The following is a 17,789-nucleotide window of genomic DNA, read 5'->3' on the forward strand; positions in this document are numbered from 1 at the left end:
GGAGTGCACAGCACTCGACGAGCAGTACGAAAACGCGGTGAAGAACTATCGCCGACTGGGCGACTACGGCTATCTCGAGCTGGCGGGCGTGAACGCCGCCGGCACCAACGGTCTCACGGAGGTCGAGGCGCAGGCCCGCACCGCAGTGTCCCAACTGGCCGACGAACCCTGGAGCGAAGCAGCCCTCAACGAGGCACGCACCGACACTGACACCCAGTTCAGACTCTTGCAGTCCGAACTCGACGGACCGGACTGGCGGCCTCGCGCCACATACGACGGCACGCTGTTCCTGATCACTCTCCTGCACAACGGCGAGTACCGCAGCGTCCCCGAGGCGCAGGACATCATGGCCAACGAAATCCACACCCGTCGCAGCTACTTGAGCGACGAGGAGCACGGACTGTTCACCGAGGTTCTGCTGGGGCGGCTCGGTGATCACCTCCGGCGTCGACGCGCCCGGGCGAAGAGTCTCATCGAGCACATGAACACCTTGCTCCAACAGGTGCCCACGTCCTCCGGACACCTCATGAAGCTCATCTGGGAACCCGACCCGAACCAGGACCAGGACGTGCTGGACGCTTTGGACTCCCTGGACGGGCAGTCAAGCGAGCACCTGTCCGAGGACGCGCGCGAGCGGCTCATCCGCTTTCTCGTCGAGCGAGTGCAGACCGCCCGGGACAACGAGAGCGGTGCGGACTGGCGAACCCATCTGCGCGATGCCCTCGACTACCGGGCCTGGAGCCGCATCCGTATCCGTATCCGTCACAAGGCCGGCCCCGACCAGAACTGGACCAATCTCACCGACCAGAAGCAACAACGAGGGTCCGGCGGTGAACAGGCCGTCGCACTCCAACGGCCCTTGTTCGTCGCCGCGGCTGCTCACTACCAGAGCGCGGCAGCGACCGCGCCCCGCCCCATCTACCTCGATGAGGCATTCGCCGGCATCGACACCAAAATGCGCGGGCGGTACATGGGGCTGCTCACACAGCTCGACCTGGACGTGGTCCTGGCCAGCCACGACGAATGGGGTTTCCACCAAGAGGTCCCCAAAGTGGCCACGTACCAGCTCTTCCGGCACTCGGGCCTGCCCGGTGTGCTGACCACCCCGATCCTGTGGGACGGCGCGGAGCGGCACGCCCTGCCGGACCCCGCCCTGCGCCAGGACACCGCCTTGGACATGGGCCTCGACTGGGACGACGAAGAGGACCTGCTCGACGAGGAGTTCACCGAGGACGAGGAGGCCGAAGCCGAGAACGGCGACTACACGTTCGACGAAGAGGGCGCGGCCGATGACGAGAAGGGGTGAACTCCCCCCTGGGCTGGCGCAATGGGCCAGTACCCCGGGTGGAGAGGCGTTCTGCGCGGCCCTGCGCCGCCGGATCGCCAACGGAGGCGGGCTCAACCGCACACTCAGTCCAGAACGGAGACACCGGGGGCATGCGGGTCCGGGCACGGCGCGATGGTGGCCGAGCTCGCCGAACTCATTGCGGCTTCCCGTCGTTCAGGTCGTCGGGACTGGCCGTGAGGCCGCGTGCGTCCGGGGTCATGAGGAGACTGGCGCCTTGGAGGCGGCGTGCCAGGGAAGTCCTTTGGGCGGCAAACCAGCCTCGGCCTTCCGCGGCCACGGATTCGAGGATGCGGAGGGCGGTGGAGACCCCAGAGGATTCGAGAGCGAGTTGGGAGAGTTGCTCGGGGTTCTCCAAGAGGCGGTCGAGGAAGTCGTGGAAGTTCTCGACGACGATATCGAGGTTCTCGGAGTTGAGGAGGGAGAGGCGCAGAGCCTGGCTGAGGATCAATTCGTCCGAGGGACGGGATGCTGCACCGATGCCGGGGGGCACGATGTTGCGGAGTGCGCCGACGCCGCGGAGGCCGATCTGGGTGACGGCGACGGAGCCGATGGCGTCGTAGCGGAAGGCCCTGCGGTCTTCCCGGTTGTGGCGGGCGGTGATGAAGTCCATGGTCCACTCGTGCTGGCGGACGCCGCCTTCGGTGAGCAGGAAGAGGCGGATGATGTACGAGGAGTAGCGGGGCGGGCCGTAGAGGTTGCGGGCCCGGGCGCAACCGGGGTTGGCTTCGGTGACGAAGAAGTACTTGCGAACGTCGTGATGGCTGAGGCCGTGGTGGTCGAGTGACTCGCGGCGCAGGGCCCGGAGATCGTAATCGAGCCATTTGGCCATCTCGGTGTCGGTGGGGCGGTCGGCGAGGTAGTCGCGCCATTGTTGCCAGACCCGCAGCTCATTCGCGTACCTGAGGCCGAAGGCCTGGACGTCGGCGGTGTGCGAACGGCGCTTGGCGAAGACCGTGTATCCGGCCCTGCCGGCCAGGACGCCTGCGACGACGAGCAGGGCTATGGCCCAGAAGCCGGTGCCAGCGTCCACCGAGAGGACGTCGCCGATGCCGATGAGAGCTCCGACGCCGAAGGAGACGACGCCGGCCCAGAAGGCGAGGGAGATCTGCGGCGGGACGCTCAGCTGCTGCTGGTAGGCGAAGAGAGTGCGGTTGCGCCAGGCGTGGGCGGTTCCCTCGGCATGCATCGCTACGAGCCATTCCAGGCCCGACACACCATTCGTGCCGCCGTAGGCGATAGTGAGCTCGTTGGCCAGGCTGAGACGCACGCCGGTGGAGTGCTGAGTCCAGGCGGACAGGCCCTCGCCGTCGCGGAACTGGCGGTTGAAGTGGTGGGCGATGACCTTGGAGATGTGGGCGTGGAAATCCTCGTATTGCCGGGTGGGCCAGGCGATGCGGTAGGCGCCGGGGACGACGGCCGGGTTGAAGGGTATGGCGCCGTTCCCCCACGCCGGGTGCCATGGCTGTGGTCCCTGCGGGGTGACGAAGTGGCGGCAGTTCTCGTCCGCCAGGCGTTCGCCGAGCCAGCGGCGTTCCATGCCGTATCGGGCGGCTGCGGCCCCGCCGGGGCCGCAGGTCAGCAGGACGAGGGCGGCTGTGCCGACGCTTCCGCGGAAGAGGACTGCGAGGGCGAGGATCAGGCCGAGTGCGCCCAGAGCCGCGGCGGCCATCAGTGCGGCCTGGTCGCCACCGGTGACATCCATAGGGGCCGCTATGCGTTGCTTGGGCCCGACCGGGTCGGGGATGAAGAACTTGAGTGCCCTGTTCTGGCGATCGCCGGCGCAGCGCTTCTCCGCAACCTCCGCCGCGTCCCAGGCATCCAGCCGGTCGCGGGCCGCTCCATACATGATCATCTGGAGATGCTGCAGCACCTCTGACCGCCGGGTCGCGGGCAGGGCGTCGATACCGCTGAACAGGGAGAGGATCTGGCCGTCCGCTTCCACGGCCTCCGGAGGCCGGCTCAGCAGCATCAGCAACTGGCAGATGATGCGAATGGCCGGTCGGTAGGCGTCGGGCCCGTCCCCGCCTGTGGTCCCACTCGGCCCGTCCGTGAAGGCGGCCACCTGGCGAAGGCGCTCCATGTGCTCCTCGCCGAGGAGTTCGAAGGACTGGCCGCTGAGGATCGCCAGCATCAGGTAGTAGGCGCGTGCTGGGGTTCGCCCTGCCTCGAAGGCGTTCTCAAGGTACTGCAGGGCGCTGAGCCGGTTGTTGCTGTTCAGTTCGCGCACACCGGCCCTGAACTGCTCCTCGGGAGGCGCGTCGGCGCCAGGCATGTACACGTCGCCGTGAACGACGCCGAACTGCGGCCCCCATGAATCGCCCCAATTGTTGAACGTCGGCCCTCCGCCGTCCGGCGGACCGGGCAGCGGGGTCATCGCCGCCCCGCGACGACGCTGATCAGACTGGCCACTGCACCCGCGAGTCCGCTCACGTCCTCCACCAGACCCTTGAGCTTGCGCAGGGCACGGATGAAGGCGTTCTTCTGTTCCTCGTCGGCGGGCTCGGTGAGCTGTGCGGCCTCATCCAGGGCCTGCTGGGCGTCCGCGTAGGTGCCGTCGTCGACCTGGCTCTGCGCGTGGGCCGCATCCAGGGCCCGGCGGAGGGCGGTGACGTGATCCGCGAGGGACAGCTCCGAGGGCTGCCCGTCCCGGGCCATCGAGATGTTCACATCACCTTCGGCATTGCCGATTTGAGAACCATAACTGTCGCCGTAGTTATGGAATGTAACGTTATCGGCCATTTTTCATCCCCCCAAGGCCAGAGATCGCGTTATATACAGCGAATCTGTGCCATATCAAAGCACGCAATTGACGCCCTGTCAGGCATACGGACAGCTCTGGTCGGCCTCAACTCCCAGGCACTCAACAGGAAGCCCCCCGTTATCTTCTTCGCGGCCCTGCAAGAGGGCCGCTGGCCTCCGGGCCCGGCATGGCTGGTCCCCCCTGTCGAACGGATGACCTGGGGGGTGGTGCCACCGGGCCCGAGCGGCGCCGTTGGAGACGCTGATGAGAGGTCCGACTACCGCCTGGCCTGGTGCAACGCCCGGCCGCTCGCGGGCGGCAGGTCTGCATAACGTGGATGCGCGCACGACGCCAACGCCCAGGCCAGCACGCACGACATCCGTTCGGGAGGACGGCTTGAACGACAGCGACGACATAGGCGTCTTCCTCGGCCTGGACGTCGGCAAGAGCGCCCACCACGGGCACGGGCTCACCCCGGCCGGCAAGAAGGTCTTCGACAAGCAGCTGCCCAACACCGAACCGAAGTTGCGGGACGTCTTCGAGAAGCTCAAGACCAAGTTCGACACCGTCCTCGTCGTGGTGGACCAGCCCGCTTCCATCGGCGCCCTCCCGCTCACGGTCGCCCGGGACACCGGCTGCAAGGTCGCCTACCTGCCCGGCCTGTCGATGCGCCGGATCGCCGACCTCTACCCCGGCGAGGCAAAAACCGACGCGAAGGACGCGGCCGTGATCGCGGACGCCACCCGCACCATGCCGCACACCCTGCGCTCCCTGGAACTCACCGACGAGATCACCGCCGAGCTGACCGTCCTCGTCGGATTCGACCAGCACTGGCGGCCGAGGCCACCCGCACCTCCAACCGGATCCGCGGCCTGCTCACCCAGTTCCACCCCAGCCTCGAGCGGGTCCTCGGCCCGCGCCTGGACCACCAGGCCGTGACCTGGCTGCTGGAACGCTTCGGATCCCCGGCCGCACTGCGAAAGGCCGGACGCCGCAAGCTGGTTGAGGTGATCCGCCCCAAGGCCCCGCGCATGGCGACACGACTGATCGACGACGTCTTCGAGGCACTCGACGAGCAGACCGTCGTCGTCCCGGGCACCGGCACCCTCGACATCGTGATCCCCTCCCTGGCCCGCTCGCCCGGCGCCGTCCACGAACAACGCCGGGCCACAGAAGCCCAGATCAGCGCCCTGCTGGAGGACCACCCTCTTTCGAAGGTCCTGACGTCGCTGCCCGGCGTCGGCGTCAGGACCGCCGCTACACTGCTGGTCACCGTCGGCGACGGCACCAGCTTCCCCACCGCCGCCCACCTGGCCTCCTACGCCGGCCTCGCCCCGACCACGAAGTCGTCGGGGACCTCGATCCACGGCGAACACGCACCCAGAGGCGGAAACCGGCAGCTCAAACGCGCGATGTTCCTCTCCGCGTTCGCCGCCCTGCACGATCCCGCCTCCCGCACCTACTACGACCGATGCCGGGCCCGCGGGAAGACCCACACACAGGCGCTTCTCCGCCTGGCCCGACAACGGATCAACGTGCTGTCCGCGATGCTCCGCGACGGCACCTTCTACGAACCCCGAACCCCACGCCTCGCTTGACGAAAGACATAGAGGCACCCCCCCGGGGCAGGGAGCCACGCTCCGCTGGAACTGGGCCATCACCACCAGATGGTCCTCATCGAGGAATGCGTCGCGGACCGTGCACACCAGGAACATGGACAGGTACTGCTTGAGGGTCACCTGCAGACTGCGCAGCAACGGCGGCCAGGTGTGCGACGAACGGCAGGGTCGGCGCCACGCACCGGTGGTCGGCGGACAGGTCGGCGATCGGCCGGTCCCACAGCGAGGCGTCCATCATCCATCCGTGCAGGAGCACGACCGTAGGGCCGTCGCCGCCGGTGTCTTCGTACGCGATTGTTCCGCAGGACAGTTCGATCTCCCTCATGCCGATCACCTTCCCGTCCGTTGGTGCAGTGCGGAATCCTCTGGTGCGGCCGGGAGTTCGTGGGGCGGTGAAGCCGGTGTCTCCTGATGGGGGCCGTGCGACGTTCTCGTCGCGTCGGCGATCAGAGCTGCGAACGCGAGGACGGCCGCGCCGGTCCGCACGCTGTGGGCGATCTGCCAGCGATCCCGTACGGACGCCCAGTCTGCGGGCGGCGCCTGCACGCTCCAGTCGAGCTGGTCGGCGTTGATGGGCATATTGATCACGAGGGTCAGGGCGAGGATCCCGACCAGCAGGGTGAGGGCCGTCAGCATCCACCAGGAGGTGCGTCTTCCCTGCCTGAACGTGGCGGCGACGAGCAATCCTGTGGTGATCAGTGCAGGCAGCAGCGTGAGGACCGCGAGCTTGTCCAGCGAATCGAGTTCGACCTGACGGACCTGGGTGTAGACGTGACGGTCGAAGCCCCGCAGGGACAGTTCGAGGACGAGTACGGCGACGAGGAAGCCTGTGAAGACGCCCGTGAACCACAGGCCGGCCCCTCGCGCCATCTTGGCAACCGGGCTGTTCGGCACGTTCGTTGGCCTTCTCCGGCGCTGCGGGCTCATGAGCGGACCGGGGACGTGAAGGCGGCGCTGTTCTCTGCGGCCCAGGCGGCGAAGGTGAGTGCCGGGCGGCCCAGGAGTTGTTCCACGGTGTCCGTGGACGGTCCCGGCTTGTTCGCATAGTCGGACAGGGAGCCGAGGAGCCGGTCGGGGATGTCCTCGGCGAGGCCCTGGTCGAGCATGGCCTGGCGGACCTGTGCGGGGGCGAGTTCCTGGAAGGACAGGTCCCGGCCGACGGCTTCACCGATGAGACGGACCTTGTCCCGCTGGTCGAGTGACTGTGGGCCGGTGAGCAGGTAGGCGCGGCCCGCGTGCACGGCGTGCTCGCGGTCGGCGAGTGCCCGTACGGCCACCTCCGCGATGTCGCGCTGATGGATCGGCGAGGTCGCGGCGTCGCCGTAGGCGCCCCGCACGACGCCGGTCGCGCGGATCTGCGGCGCCCAGGCCAGAGCGTTGGCGGCGAAGTCGGCGCACCGCAGGAATGTCCACTGCAGACCTGAGTGCCTGACCGCTTCTTCCGCCGCCCTGAACTCGTCGGCGAACTTCCGGTGGCCGGCCGGGTGCTCCACCGTCGAGGCCGACAGTGCCACCACCCGCCGCGCGCCCCGGGCGGCGGCCAGCGCCAGCAGCTCAGCGGTGGCTCCACTGGCTGCGCGTGGGCTGAGCAGGACCGCCTCCACGCCGTCCGGCACTGCTGTGAGGCTGTCCGGCCTGGACGGGTCCCCGGTCACCACCTGCGCACCATCGGGCAGAGCGGCGGCTGGATCGCGGGTGACCGCCACCACCTTCTCACCGGCCTGAAGCAAGAGGCGGACCGCTTCCCGTCCGACGCTCCCGGTCGCTCCGATCACCATGAACATGTCGAACCCCCTGACCCGGCTCCTCGTTCGAGTGCCGTAATATACGAGAACCGTAGCATATTAATTTGAGAGGCGTACATTATGGTTCCCGTAGCATCTGGGGATGCGGCCCACCGTCGACGCCGGGCCACGGTCGAGGTCAAGCAGGGACTGCGCGAGCTGGGCGCCGAGCTGACTCTGCTCAACCGCCGGGTCGGCACGCGCCTCGGACTCAAGGACATCGACCTGGACTGCCTCGACCTCATCAACGCCCACGGCCCGCTGAGCCCGACCGCGCTGGCCCGACGAGCCGGGCTGCACGCCGCCACGACGACAGGGGTCCTCGACCGGCTCGAACGTGCCGGCTGGGTGGCCCGCGAACGCGACCCGGCGGACCGCCGGGCCTTCCTGGTCCGAGCCCTGCGCGACCGCAATGCCGAACTGCTCGAGCTCTTCGCCGGGATGAACTCCTCGGTGGAGCGGATCTGCGCCGATTACGACGACGCCGACCTCGAACGGCTCGCCGACTTTCTCCGCCGTACAGCCGACGCCGGGCGAGACGCCGCCGAGAAACTGGCCGGCAACTGACGCCCTTCCTCTGACCGGGTGGCGTCCTGCCGACGATCGCAGCTGGGTGCTGGATGCCGACGCCAGCGTGCCTGGCATTCAGGACGGCTATCACCGGCCACGGGCTGAGCCTTGCCTTCTTCGAGGACGAAGCCGCCCCTCAACACACCAGTCCAGCCGCCACCCCTTACACCAATCTCGCCGATGCAGACCACGCGTCCTCGTGCCGGACGCCAGCTGTCCGTCATACGAGGCCTCCGGCCGCGGGTGGCGACGGGTTGAGCCGGAACGCGGGCGTCGGCGTACCGGGCGCATCTGGGCCGCCTGGTGCGTGTGCCGGAATGAGCGGCGCTGCCCTACGCCCCTCTGTGCAGCGCAAGCCAAAGCCGCACTGGCTACAGGCCGCGGAAGACGGTATACACCCGGGACCAGGAACCTCTTCGACCGAAGATTGATTGAGCGATAAGGTCATACGTATGCCAAACGAGTCGCAGCCCGCCACCCGTCTGTTCCCGCCACGCCTGCCCGTCGGCCGCTTGGGTGTTGCAGTCGTTGCCGAGCTCGTCGACCTCATCGTGACGGGCCAGTTGAAGGAAGGCGAGTTGCTGCCCCCCGAGGGTCCACTGAGCGAGCACTTCGGTGTGAGTCGCACGGTGCTGCGTGAATCGGTGAAGCGGCTCGAGGAGAAGGGCCTGGTGATCGTCTCCCAGGGTCGTGGCACCCAGGTGCGGGCGCCGGGCTACTGGAACATGCTCGATCCGGTGGTGCTGTCCGCGTTGATCGACAACGATGAGACGCTCGGGGTCCTTGACGAGCTGACGATCGTGCGGGCGAGCCTCGAGTCGGCGATGGCGGGCGCGGTTGCCGGTTCTCGCAGCGCAGATGGGTTGAGGAGGCTGGAGAACGCCTTGACCACCATGCGTGAAAGCGTGCCCGAGACGGACTCCTTCCGGCAGGCGGACGTGGTGTTCCACTACGCGCTCATGGAGATCTCCGGCAACCGGCTGGCGGAGAACATCGCCAAGCATCTGTACAAGCGAGCCGTGGAGTCCAGCCGTTACCAGGGCATCGACCCGCCTGATGCGTTTGCACTGACGCTGAAGGAACATGCGGCGATCGTCGATGCCATCTCAAGGCAGGACGTCGCGGCGGCCCAGAAGGCGATGCATGATCACATCCACGTCTCGTGGGAGCGTCGTCGGCTGCCCGACCACGCACCACGGGCGCACGGTCGAGCACTCGATCAGGAGAGCGAGTAGACGTCGACAGCGTTGCCGCCGAATACACGTGTGCGTTCCGAGGCGGACAGCCCGTCGAGCAGTGCCTCCAGAGCAGACTTCCAGGGTGCGGCACCCCCGCCGAGCTCAGCCAGCGGCCAGTCGGAGCCGTAGAGCAGGCGCTCAGGACCGAAGGATTCCAGGGCGACCGTCACCGGGGCGGCGAGATCGGCTGCACGCCATGATCCGGGGGCGAGGCCCGACGTAAGTCCCGAGACCTTCGCGACGACGTTCGGATGCCGCGCCAGCTCCCGCAGCCGCGATGCCCACGTGCTCCTGTCCTGCCCGGGCTCGGGCGGACCGCCCAGGTGATCGAGGACGAAGCGGAGTCCGCTGTGACGCGCGGCCAGGCGGGTTGCCTGAGGGAGCTGCCAGTGACGCACGACGAGGTCGAAGCAGAGTTCCTCACGCTCGAGTACAGCGAGGCCCGCGCTGATCTCCTCGCGCGTCATCCACTCCGGGTCCGGGTCGATGTGGGCAAGATGCCGCACCCCGACGACGGGGACAGCGGCGTTCTTGCGGATCCGGTCGAGCTGAGGTCCGACCTCCGCCGCAAGGTCGACCCACGCGACGAGGCCGGCGATGGCTGATGAGTCGAGCTTGGCGAGCTGGATGCTCTCATCGAGGCTGTTGCTCGACTGCACGACCACGGCACGGTCGAGTCCGGTCGCGGCCAGCATCTCGCTCAGATCGGCGGCACCGAAGTCGCGGGCGATCGGTGCCATGGTCCGCGCGTCGATCCAGTCCTGCGGGTTCACGGCTCGGTCCCACAGGTGAACGTGGGCGTCAATACCGGCATTCATGCCAGATGCCACACTTCCTCGACAGGCTGCCACAGCGCCCCGGGCTCACGCTCCTCGGCGATCCTCACCTGACACGGATCGGTGTGCGTCCACCACTCCTGCGAAGCCGGGTCCTCGGCGATCCGCCGCATGTCTGCCTCGTGATCCTCGCCAACGTACTCGTAGTAGGCGAACAGGATGTCGCCGAAGATGAAGATGCTGTAGTTGCGCACGTTGCATTCGGTGAGCTTTCGCTCCACGCTCGGCCACACGGCACGATGCAGCGCCAGGTACTCCTCGCGCTTGTCGGGCCGCACACCTACGACAAAGGCCCTGCGCTCAGGTCGACGGGTCACGAGGATCGGCCTCCGCGGTACGACGGGGCATCGGCATCCATCACGTCCGGCTCGGCGACCAGCCGCAGGGCAGCACGTTCGGGCCGGATGTGCGGTCCGGTCGCCGCGGGCCGGGGCGTCGCAGCGCCGGCCGGTGACATCTGGGACTCGTCGACCACGATCCCGATACCTGGGCGATCGCCCAGCACGATGCCTCCGTCGTCAAACTGCTGGTCGACGTCGAGACCGACGGGGAAGAGAAGATCCTGGACTTCGAAGGCCAGATGGTTCGGCACGGCGGCGGCTGCATGCGCCACCGGGTTCGCGTTGTACGCGACGGGACTCACCGGCAGATCGTGGGCGTGCGCGAGCGTCGCAACACGGAGGAAGTGGGTGATCCCCCACACGTTGCCGACCTGCACGATGTCGACCGCGTTGGCGTCCAGCAGGGGGCGGTACTGCTCCAGCCCGGTCAGGTTCTCGCCGCTTGCGATCGCCGCGCGCACCTTCCCGCGCAGCGCGGCCATGCCTGCCGCATCCCACCGGCGCAGCGGTTCCTCCACCCAGGTGAGGTCTACGCGCTGTTCGATGGCCGCGACATACCGGGCCGCCTGGGCATGGTTCCACGACTCGTTGGCGTCGAACATGAGCGCCGGCCTGCGGGAGTTGCGGCTGAGAATGTCGCGCATGATCTCCAGCCGGGGCAGGTCGCGGTCGAGGTCGCGGCCGCCTTTGAGCTTGCCGGCCTTGAATCCGCGATCCGCGAACCGGCCGTAGAGGTCGGCGAGTTCGTCCTCGGTCAGGCCGTACTCGAGACCGGAGGCGTACCCGGGGACGAAGCGCTCGCGGGCCCCGAGGGTCCGCCAGAGCGGCTCGTCAGCGGCTTTCGCCTTGATGTCCCAGAGGGCCATGTCGACGGCTCCGATGGTGCCGAAGGTGGCTCCTGAGTGACCGGCCTTGAAGACCCAGTCGAGCATGCGGTCGTAGAGCGCCACGACCGACCGCGGGTCATCGCCCTCGATCGCGGGGAAGACACGGGCGATGTCGGCGTGGGACCCGAGGCCTATTCCCTCGATGCCGGTGTCGGTCTCGATGATGAGGACGGGGACCGGCGTGGCGTGGCTGGGCTGGACACCGTTGACGTCCCCGGTGATTCTGCCCCAGTCGTGAACGGTGTTCAGGCTGCGGTACCCGGTGATCTTCATCGGCGGTGGTTCTCCTTGTATGTGCGACCGGTCATTCCTTGGTTCCTCCCGCTGTCATGCCTGCGACCAGGAATCGCTGGGAGAACAGGAAGACGACCAGGACGGGCAGGATCGACACGATCGTCCCCAGCGCCAAGGTGGGCAGCTGGACGGAGTCGGATCCTGCGGAGCTGGGATTGAAGGCCGGGGTTGAGGCCAGTAGCGAGGTGAGTCCGACCTGGATCGGGTAGCCGTCGCTCGAGGGCAGCATCACGAACGGGAGGAAGAAGTTGTTCCAGTTCTGGACAAAGCTGAAGAACGCCACCAGGGCGACGATCGGGGCGGCCAGCGGAAGGGCGACTCGGGTGAAGACCTGGAAACCGTTGCAGCCGTCGATGCGCGCGGCTGCGAGGATGTCACGGGGGATGCTGGTCGAGAAGTAGATGTAGGTGAGGTAGACGCCGAACGGGAAGAACGACATGGGCAGGATCACCGACAGCGGGCTTCCGATCAGGCCGACGCTGTTCAGTTCGAGGAAGATGGGCAGCACCAGTGCGGTGCTGGGGATCAGCATGACGACGAGTGTCAGCACGAGCAGCGCCTGGCGAAGCCTGAACTCCGTGAGCGCGAGGGCGTAGCCGGCGGGGATGCTCACGAGGAGCGTGATCACCAGAGCGCCGATCGCGTAGAGCGCAGAGTTCCCGATCCAGGTGGTCACCGCCCCGTCCTGGAAGTCGAACAGCTGATGCCAGTTGGCGACGAAGTCCGACCACGAGCCGAGCGAGAACGGGTCGGCGACGACGAGCGTCTTCGAGGACTTCGTGACCGCGAGGAGCAGCCAGAGGATCGGGATGGCGAAGAACAGGACGAAGACGGCGAGCAGGACGCCGGCGATGGACCGTCCGCTCCATCCGCTGAGGCTCGGCCGGCGGCGTCCGGCGGAGAGTGCTGTCATGGTCATTCCTTCTCGAAGAGGTCGCCGCGAGTCACGAACACCCAGGACAGCAGGAGTGCGACGACCAGCAGGATCAGCGAGATCGCGGCCGCGCCGTTGAAGTCGTTCTGCTGGAAGGCGTACTGGTAAGCCAGCTGGTTGAGCGAGTAGTCGTTGGGCACCACTGCGTTGCTGGCCTGGCTGAGCAGCTGTGGCTCGACGAACAGCTGGGTGCCGGCCGCGAGCGACATGACTCCCATGTACGCAACCCATTTGCGCAGCATCGGAAGCTGGATCCGCAACGCGATCTGGACGGCGTTCGCGCCGTCGATGCGGGCGGCTTCGATCACTTCGGTGCTGATGTTGTTGAGGGCGCCGTACATGATGATGATCCACCCGCCGGCTCCGGTCCAGAACGCGATGATGGCGAAGATCGCCGGAAGGTTGCCGGGTTGGATCACCTGGACGAAGCTGTCGAATCCCATCGCGCTGAGGAGACCGCTGACGGGGCTCGCCGTCGGATCGAGGACGAAGAGCCACAACAGGACGCTGGACGCGCCCGCGAGCGCGCCGGGCAGGTAGTAGACGAAGCGCAGGGTCGTGCTCACCCACCGCACGCTGATGGCGTGGACCACCAACGCCAGGCCGACGACGAAGATGACCAGCCCGAGGAGCCAGATGATGAGGTAGGTGGTCACGTGGAACACGGCCGGCCAGAACCGGAAGTCACCGACGACCTTGGTGAAGTTGTCGAAGCCGGCGAATCCACCGTCGGCGTTCGTGAAGGCCAGTAGTACTGCGTAGAGCGAGGGGGCGATGCCGAAGACGATGGTGAGCAGCGCGTAGGGCGATACGAAGAGGTAGCCGATCGGACTGCGAGCGAAGGTGCGGCCGGCCGGTCGGCCTCTGCCCCGGCCTGACCGCCGACGCCCGGAGGCGTCAGCGGTCGGCTGGTCACTCGGAGGAGCGAGGGTCATGTCACTTCACCCTGTATCCGTTGACCTCGGCCTGGTTCTCGATCGCCTTCTGCCAGGTCGGGAGCAGGTCCACGATCGACTTGCCGCCCGTGATACCTGGGGTCATCGTCTTCGCCCATATCGCCTCCTGGCTGAACGTGGGGTAACCCCAGCCATCCCAGACGCGCGACGCTGCGGTCTCCACCGGCTGCAGCGAGGTGGCGTAATACTTGCTCGCCTCCTGCTTGGCTATCCACTTCTTCGCGGCGGGCGCGTACGCCGGGTAACCCGGTGCGACATCGACCTGGTACTCGTCGGCCGTGGTGACGAACTGGACGAACTTCTCGGCGGCCTTCAGGTTCTTCGAGTGGCTGGAGATGAACCAGGTTCCGCCACCCACGTTGCCCGTGACCGCCTCGCTCTCGCCCTTCCACGGCAGCGGCGCGGCGACGCCGAGGTGGCCGGCCGACATGTTGAGCGACTGTGGGTTGTTGAAGATCGCGCCGGCGTACCAGGCCGGACCCGGCATCATCAGCACTTTGCCTGAGTACTTCTTCAAGAACTCGGGAGTGAACACGCTGACCACCGGCACGGTCCCGTTCTGGCGGAGGGCGTCGAGCATCGAGGCCGCCCGCTTGCACTCGGTCGAGTCGGTCTTCACCGTGAGGGACTTGGGGCCGGGCACGTCATTGGCCTGGCACTTGCTCGCCCACATGAACACCTCGGGCGTCCAGGCGTCCCCAGCCGTCCCGATGATGTAGCCGGGGTGCTCCTTGGCGACCCTCTCCCCCAGCGCCTGGTACTCCTCCCACGTGGTCGGGAGGGCGTAGCCGAACTGCTCCAGCAGGGACTTGTCGTACCAGAGCACCGCCTGGGCGAGGTCGTTGCGCAGGCAGTACACGCGGCCGTCCACCGTGCACGGGTCGAGCGAGCCTTGGGTGAAGTTGCTGAGCGTGCCCTTCGGGACCAGGCCCTTGTCCAACACGGCCGCGAACGCCTGCTTGCCGCCGCTCTTCTGGCTGGCCCATGCCGCGTCGTTGTTCTGGCTGGAGAAGACGACGTCGGGCCAGCCGCTACCGGCGCGGTCGAAGAGCTGCATCTTCGTCCGGAAGGAGTTGGACCCGTTGGCCGACCCGTCATAGGTGACGATCTTGATCTTGGTGTCCGGGTTCTCCGTCTGGAACGCCTTCGCGGCAGCCTGGCGGTCCGCGTCCACCCAGACGGTGATCGTCGAGGAGGTTTCCTGCTTGGCTTCGGGAAAGCCGTACGCCCCGTTCGCCGAGCTGCCTTCCCCGCCGCACCCAGCGAGGGCCAGGAGCGCCGTTGCTGCGCACAGTACGGCGACGGTCGACGCCTTACGGCGCGAACGCACCACAGTGTGGGTTCCGACCATGGGATGTCCTTGTCTTGTCGACTTCGTTGACGACTCTGCGCCAGGACTGTAGAGCATACGTATGATGTCTGTCATCACTTGATTCGCTCGCAGTTCCAGGTCGCGAAACCAACCGAAATCCCGCGACTCTGTTGCCGTGTTGTACGTGCTCACGCCGGGACTTCAACTCGGCCGCATCGACGGGTGATTGAGCCGCTCAGCCGGAGGCCCACCGCCACCGGGCGATAGTGATCCGCCACCCCGTCGACGCCATCAATTGCGGGCGCTGACCGCCGGCTTCCCGCCGCAGGACCGGATCTGTGCGTTCTGCCCACGCCGGCACGACCACTGGTCGGTGAGCTCCAGGACCTGTTGCGCGCAGTGATCCGCGAGAGGCGACGTCGGCCCTTTCGCTCACCTGATGGGCACCCGCGGACTTGCCCGGCGACACCCTGGGCAAGCGTGAACCAACCCGGCGCCAACTCGGCGAGCCGGCCTCGCGTAACCCGACGCCTCGCCTACGACCGCAGCGGCTCCACCCGCCGGCGCCACATCCATGCGGAACAGAACGGCCGGCTCCTCGCAGGTCAGCGGTCCTTGACCGAGCCGGAGGCCGTCCGCGAGCGCCTGCAGAATGCGCTGGTGGTCCACCGCCTGCGATGGCCGGGCCCGCCCTTCACGCCACACGGGCCCCTGCGATTCCAGCTCCGCCGAATCGCAGGGCATCGACAGCCCGTCTGCAACCAGCGCATCCGGTACGTCGGGATCGACGGTGACTCTCGCGTCGAACACCCTGCCCTGCGATGGCGCGAACGGCCCGCCGACCGAGGGCGACGGCGCCGACTCGTCTCACCCCGACCGCCTGAATACCGAGCCGGCTGAGGCCCGTGGCAACGTTGCTGTCCGCACACCGGTCGCGCTGCGGGCGCCGGTCACCTCCGCGGGGTCGCCGATGTCGGCGGCGCGCAACAGCGCCGTCGTCTCCCCGACGGTCAGCACGTGCCCGCCCATCAGACTGCCCTCACCGCTTTCCGCCGGAGCGTTGTCACCGCCGGCGGGCGTTCGCAGCGCCTCATCGGCCGAGCCAGCCGCCGTCGACCGGCAGGATCGTCCCGGAGACGTAGCGCGCGGCGTCCGAGGCCAGGAACACAGCGGCGCCTGCAAGGTCCTCCGGTGTTCCCCATCTCCCCGCCGGTATCCGCTCAAGGATCGCGCGGGACCGGTCAGGGTCGTCCTGAAGCGCTTGGGTGTTGTCGGTCGCGATGTAGCCCGGTGCGATGCCGTTGACAGTCACACCGTATCCAGTCCACTCGTTCGAGAGCGCCCGGATCAGTCCCGCCATGCCGGACTTGGCCGCCGCGTAGCCCGGCACGTTGATCCCGCCCTGGAAAGAGAGCAGGGAGGCGGTGAAGACGATGCGTCCGTGCTGCGCGTCCAGCATCCGCCGCCCGAGAGCCTGGCTGAGTACGAACGTGCTCGTGAGGTCGACTTCGAGCACCTCGTCGAACCATTCCAGAGGGTGCTCGGCAGCGGGAGCCCGGCGGATGGTCCCGGCGTTGTTGACCAGGATGTCCACCGGGCGCTCGCCTGCGGCGAGTTCCTCGGCGATCCGGATCACCTGGCGCCGGTCCGCGAAGTCGACGCGGTGTCCCGAGAATTCGCGGCCGAGCCGGCGCACGCGGTCGCCGATCGCCGATGACTCCGGATCGAGGGTGGCGGAGAGTCCGATGATGTCGGCACCGGCAGCGGCCAGAGCCTCGGCGACGGCGAAGCCGATTCCGCGCTTGGCCCCCGTCACGACGGCGAGGCGCCCGGTCAGGTCGAACGGGTTCATGACGCGCTCACCTCGACGAGCAGCTTCATGGCCTGCCCGGCCTCGAGGACACCGAAGGCCGATTCGAGCTCATTCAGGGACACGATGCCCGTGATGAGGTTCTGGGCCGGGATGGCGCCCTCGGCCAGGAGCTCGATGGCGCGCTCGAAGTCGTGACGCTGGTAGACCCGTGCACCGAGCAACCTCAGCTCCCGCCAGAACACGCGGTGCAGGTCAATAGGCCGCGGTTGCGAGTGGATGGCCACCACCACGAGCGTGCCGCGGACCTTCGCCAGGCTGGTGGCGCCGAGCACGGCGGCGGCCGAGCCGGAGACTTCGAACACGACGTCCGCTCCGGCGCCGTCCGTCCATTCCTCCACCCAGGCGATTTGATCGACCGATGAGGGGTCCAGCGTCGTCAGCCCCATGTCCTCGGCGGCGGCCCGCCGGGTCGGGTCGATCTCGGCGATCACGACCTCGGCACCGAACGCGGCAGCGACGATCGCGATCAGAACGCCGATCGGGCCCGCACCGATAACGACCGCCTTGCTGCCTGCGGCGAGTTCGGAACGCCGCACGTCGTGAACGGCCACCGCGACCGGCTCCACGAGCGCTGCGTCTCGCAGCGACATCTCCGAGGGCAGCCGCACAAGTGTCGACGCCGGTACATTCCAGCGCTCCTGAAGGGCTCCGGGGCTGTCGATGCCGATGAAGTCCAGGTTCTGGCAGATGTGCTCGTTCCCCGCGCGACAGGCCGGACAGGTGCCGTCCCAGGCCAGCGGCATGACGGTCACCGCATCACCCACCGACCAGCCCTCCACGCCGGCGCCGAGGGCGACGATCGTGCCTGACATCTCGTGTCCGATCGTCGCCGGCTTGCTGACCCGACCGTCCATGTCCCCGTGGAAGACGTGGAGGTCCGTTCCGCAGATTCCGACATACGCCACGGCGACTTGGACCTCCCCTGCACGCGGTTCGGCTGGTTCCCGCTCCTCGACCGTCATCGTGCGCGCGCCTACGTAACTTGCTGCCAACATGCCGATCGGCTCCTTCTTGCCCTGTCGCAGGACGCGCGGGCCCACAGCCCCGCGCAGCCCCA

At 67.6% G+C, this 17,789-nt stretch carries 15 protein-coding genes and 2 pseudogenes; 4 read left to right on the top strand and 13 right to left on the bottom strand.

Annotation, left to right across the window (positions count from 1 at the left end; all coding sequences use genetic code 11):
• Nucleotides 1-37: 37 nt before the first annotated feature.
• A complete protein-coding gene (locus M2157_RS00065; protein ID WP_280863932.1) occupies nt 38-1,306 on the top strand; it encodes an SbcC/MukB-like Walker B domain-containing protein in 1,269 nt (422 codons plus the stop codon).
• 175 nt (nt 1,307-1,481) lie between these two features.
• On the opposite strand, the gene M2157_RS00070 is transcribed toward M2157_RS00065, so the two are convergent.
• Both M2157_RS00070 and M2157_RS00075 read right to left on the bottom strand, forming a co-directional pair.
• Nucleotides 1,482-3,620, bottom strand: a complete 2,139-nt coding sequence (locus M2157_RS00070; protein WP_280863934.1) for a hypothetical protein — start codon at nt 3,618-3,620, stop codon at nt 1,482-1,484.
• Between the two features lie 98 nt (nt 3,621-3,718).
• Complete coding sequence (locus M2157_RS00075; protein ID WP_280863935.1) at nt 3,719-4,015, bottom strand: hypothetical protein; 297 nt, start codon at nt 4,013-4,015, stop codon at nt 3,719-3,721.
• A gap of 469 nt (nt 4,016-4,484) precedes the next feature.
• On the opposite strand from M2157_RS00075, the pseudogene M2157_RS00080 reads away from it, so the two are divergent.
• A pseudogene (locus tag M2157_RS00080) lies at nt 4,485-5,686 on the top strand (IS110 family transposase).
• A gap of 169 nt (nt 5,687-5,855) precedes the next feature.
• Here M2157_RS00080 and M2157_RS00085 read toward each other — a convergent pair.
• The 3 genes and pseudogenes from M2157_RS00085 to M2157_RS00095 all read right to left on the bottom strand — a co-directional run.
• Nucleotides 5,856-6,032: pseudogene (locus M2157_RS00085) on the bottom strand (alpha/beta hydrolase); the annotation flags it as partial.
• A gap of 5 nt (nt 6,033-6,037) precedes the next feature.
• Nucleotides 6,038-6,601, bottom strand: a complete 564-nt coding sequence (locus M2157_RS00090) for a DUF1772 domain-containing protein (RefSeq protein ID WP_280863937.1) — start codon at nt 6,599-6,601, stop codon at nt 6,038-6,040.
• A gap of 29 nt (nt 6,602-6,630) precedes the next feature.
• Nucleotides 6,631-7,491 carry an NAD(P)H-binding protein gene (locus M2157_RS00095; protein ID WP_280863938.1) on the bottom strand — a complete coding sequence of 287 codons (861 nt, stop codon included), beginning with the start codon at nt 7,489-7,491 and terminating at the stop codon, nt 6,631-6,633.
• Nucleotides 7,492-7,572: 81 nt separating this feature from the next.
• Between M2157_RS00095 and M2157_RS00100 the strand changes: the two genes are divergently transcribed.
• Together M2157_RS00100 and M2157_RS00105 are read left to right on the top strand one after the other, a co-directional pair.
• Nucleotides 7,573-8,058 (top strand): MarR family transcriptional regulator, encoded by a 486-nt coding sequence (locus M2157_RS00100; RefSeq protein WP_280859672.1) that lies wholly within the window; start codon nt 7,573-7,575, stop codon nt 8,056-8,058.
• A 455-nt stretch (nt 8,059-8,513) separates the two neighbouring features.
• The gene (locus M2157_RS00105) at nt 8,514-9,296 is read left to right on the top strand and encodes a FadR/GntR family transcriptional regulator (RefSeq protein ID WP_280859673.1); all 783 of its coding nucleotides are present in this window, start codon (nt 8,514-8,516) and stop codon (nt 9,294-9,296) included.
• On the opposite strand, the gene M2157_RS00110 is transcribed toward M2157_RS00105, so the two are convergent.
• The 8 genes from M2157_RS00110 to M2157_RS00150 all read right to left on the bottom strand — a co-directional run bounded on the left by M2157_RS00110 (nt 9,281) and on the right by M2157_RS00150 (nt 17,694).
• Nucleotides 9,281-10,117, bottom strand: coding sequence for an amidohydrolase family protein (locus M2157_RS00110; protein WP_280863939.1), 837 nt, complete (start codon nt 10,115-10,117; stop codon nt 9,281-9,283). The two genes, M2157_RS00105 and M2157_RS00110, sit on opposite strands and share 16 nt — an antisense overlap.
• Nucleotides 10,114-10,452, bottom strand: coding sequence for an L-rhamnose mutarotase (locus M2157_RS00115; protein ID WP_280859675.1), 339 nt, complete (start codon nt 10,450-10,452; stop codon nt 10,114-10,116). The genes M2157_RS00110 and M2157_RS00115 overlap by 4 nt, the downstream gene beginning before the upstream one ends.
• The gene (locus M2157_RS00120) at nt 10,449-11,636 is read right to left on the bottom strand and encodes a mandelate racemase/muconate lactonizing enzyme family protein (protein WP_280863940.1); all 1,188 of its coding nucleotides are present in this window, start codon (nt 11,634-11,636) and stop codon (nt 10,449-10,451) included. The genes M2157_RS00115 and M2157_RS00120 overlap by 4 nt, the downstream gene beginning before the upstream one ends.
• Before the next feature lie 31 nt (nt 11,637-11,667).
• On the bottom strand, nt 11,668-12,570 hold the full coding sequence (locus M2157_RS00125; protein ID WP_280863941.1) for a carbohydrate ABC transporter permease: 903 nt from the start codon (nt 12,568-12,570) through the stop codon (nt 11,668-11,670).
• Nucleotides 12,571-12,572: 2 nt separating this feature from the next.
• Entirely contained in the window at nt 12,573-13,526 is a 954-nt protein-coding gene (locus M2157_RS00130; protein ID WP_280859679.1) for a sugar ABC transporter permease, read from the bottom strand.
• Nucleotide 13,527: 1 nt separating this feature from the next.
• Complete coding sequence (locus tag M2157_RS00135) at nt 13,528-14,898, bottom strand: ABC transporter substrate-binding protein (protein ID WP_280863942.1); 1,371 nt, start codon at nt 14,896-14,898, stop codon at nt 13,528-13,530.
• 1,051 nt (nt 14,899-15,949) lie between these two features.
• A complete protein-coding gene (locus M2157_RS00145; RefSeq protein ID WP_280863943.1) occupies nt 15,950-16,711 on the bottom strand; it encodes an SDR family oxidoreductase in 762 nt (253 codons plus the stop codon).
• The gene (locus M2157_RS00150) at nt 16,708-17,694 is read right to left on the bottom strand and encodes an alcohol dehydrogenase catalytic domain-containing protein (protein WP_280863666.1); all 987 of its coding nucleotides are present in this window, start codon (nt 17,692-17,694) and stop codon (nt 16,708-16,710) included. Before M2157_RS00150 ends, M2157_RS00145 begins: the two co-directional genes overlap by 4 nt.
• Nucleotides 17,695-17,789 lie beyond the last annotated feature (95 nt).

The sequence above is a fragment of the Streptomyces sp. SAI-127 genome (genome assembly GCF_029894425.1).
Taxonomy (GTDB): domain Bacteria; phylum Actinomycetota; class Actinomycetes; order Streptomycetales; family Streptomycetaceae; genus Streptomyces.

Bases quoted from the DNA above. Each gene is read 5' to 3' on its own strand.
- M2157_RS00120 (WP_280863940.1), bottom strand. From the start codon at position 11,636: ATGAAGATCACCGGGTACCGCAGCCTGAACACCGTTCACGACTGGGGC.
- M2157_RS00110 (WP_280863939.1), bottom strand. From the start codon at position 10,117: ATGAATGCCGGTATTGACGCCCACGTTCACCTGTGGGACCGAGCCGTG.
- M2157_RS00100 (WP_280859672.1), top strand. From the start codon at position 7,573: ATGGTTCCCGTAGCATCTGGGGATGCGGCCCACCGTCGACGCCGGGCC.
- M2157_RS00135 (WP_280863942.1), bottom strand. From the start codon at position 14,898: ATGGTCGGAACCCACACTGTGGTGCGTTCGCGCCGTAAGGCGTCGACC.
- M2157_RS00070 (WP_280863934.1), bottom strand. From the start codon at position 3,620: ATGCCTGGCGCCGACGCGCCTCCCGAGGAGCAGTTCAGGGCCGGTGTG.
- M2157_RS00105 (WP_280859673.1), top strand. From the start codon at position 8,514: ATGCCAAACGAGTCGCAGCCCGCCACCCGTCTGTTCCCGCCACGCCTG.
- M2157_RS00150 (WP_280863666.1), bottom strand. From the start codon at position 17,694: ATGACGGTCGAGGAGCGGGAACCAGCCGAACCGCGTGCAGGGGAGGTC.
- M2157_RS00130 (WP_280859679.1), bottom strand. From the start codon at position 13,526: ATGACCCTCGCTCCTCCGAGTGACCAGCCGACCGCTGACGCCTCCGGG.
- M2157_RS00125 (WP_280863941.1), bottom strand. From the start codon at position 12,570: ATGACAGCACTCTCCGCCGGACGCCGCCGGCCGAGCCTCAGCGGATGG.
- M2157_RS00145 (WP_280863943.1), bottom strand. From the start codon at position 16,711: ATGAACCCGTTCGACCTGACCGGGCGCCTCGCCGTCGTGACGGGGGCC.
- M2157_RS00095 (WP_280863938.1), bottom strand. From the start codon at position 7,491: ATGTTCATGGTGATCGGAGCGACCGGGAGCGTCGGACGGGAAGCGGTC.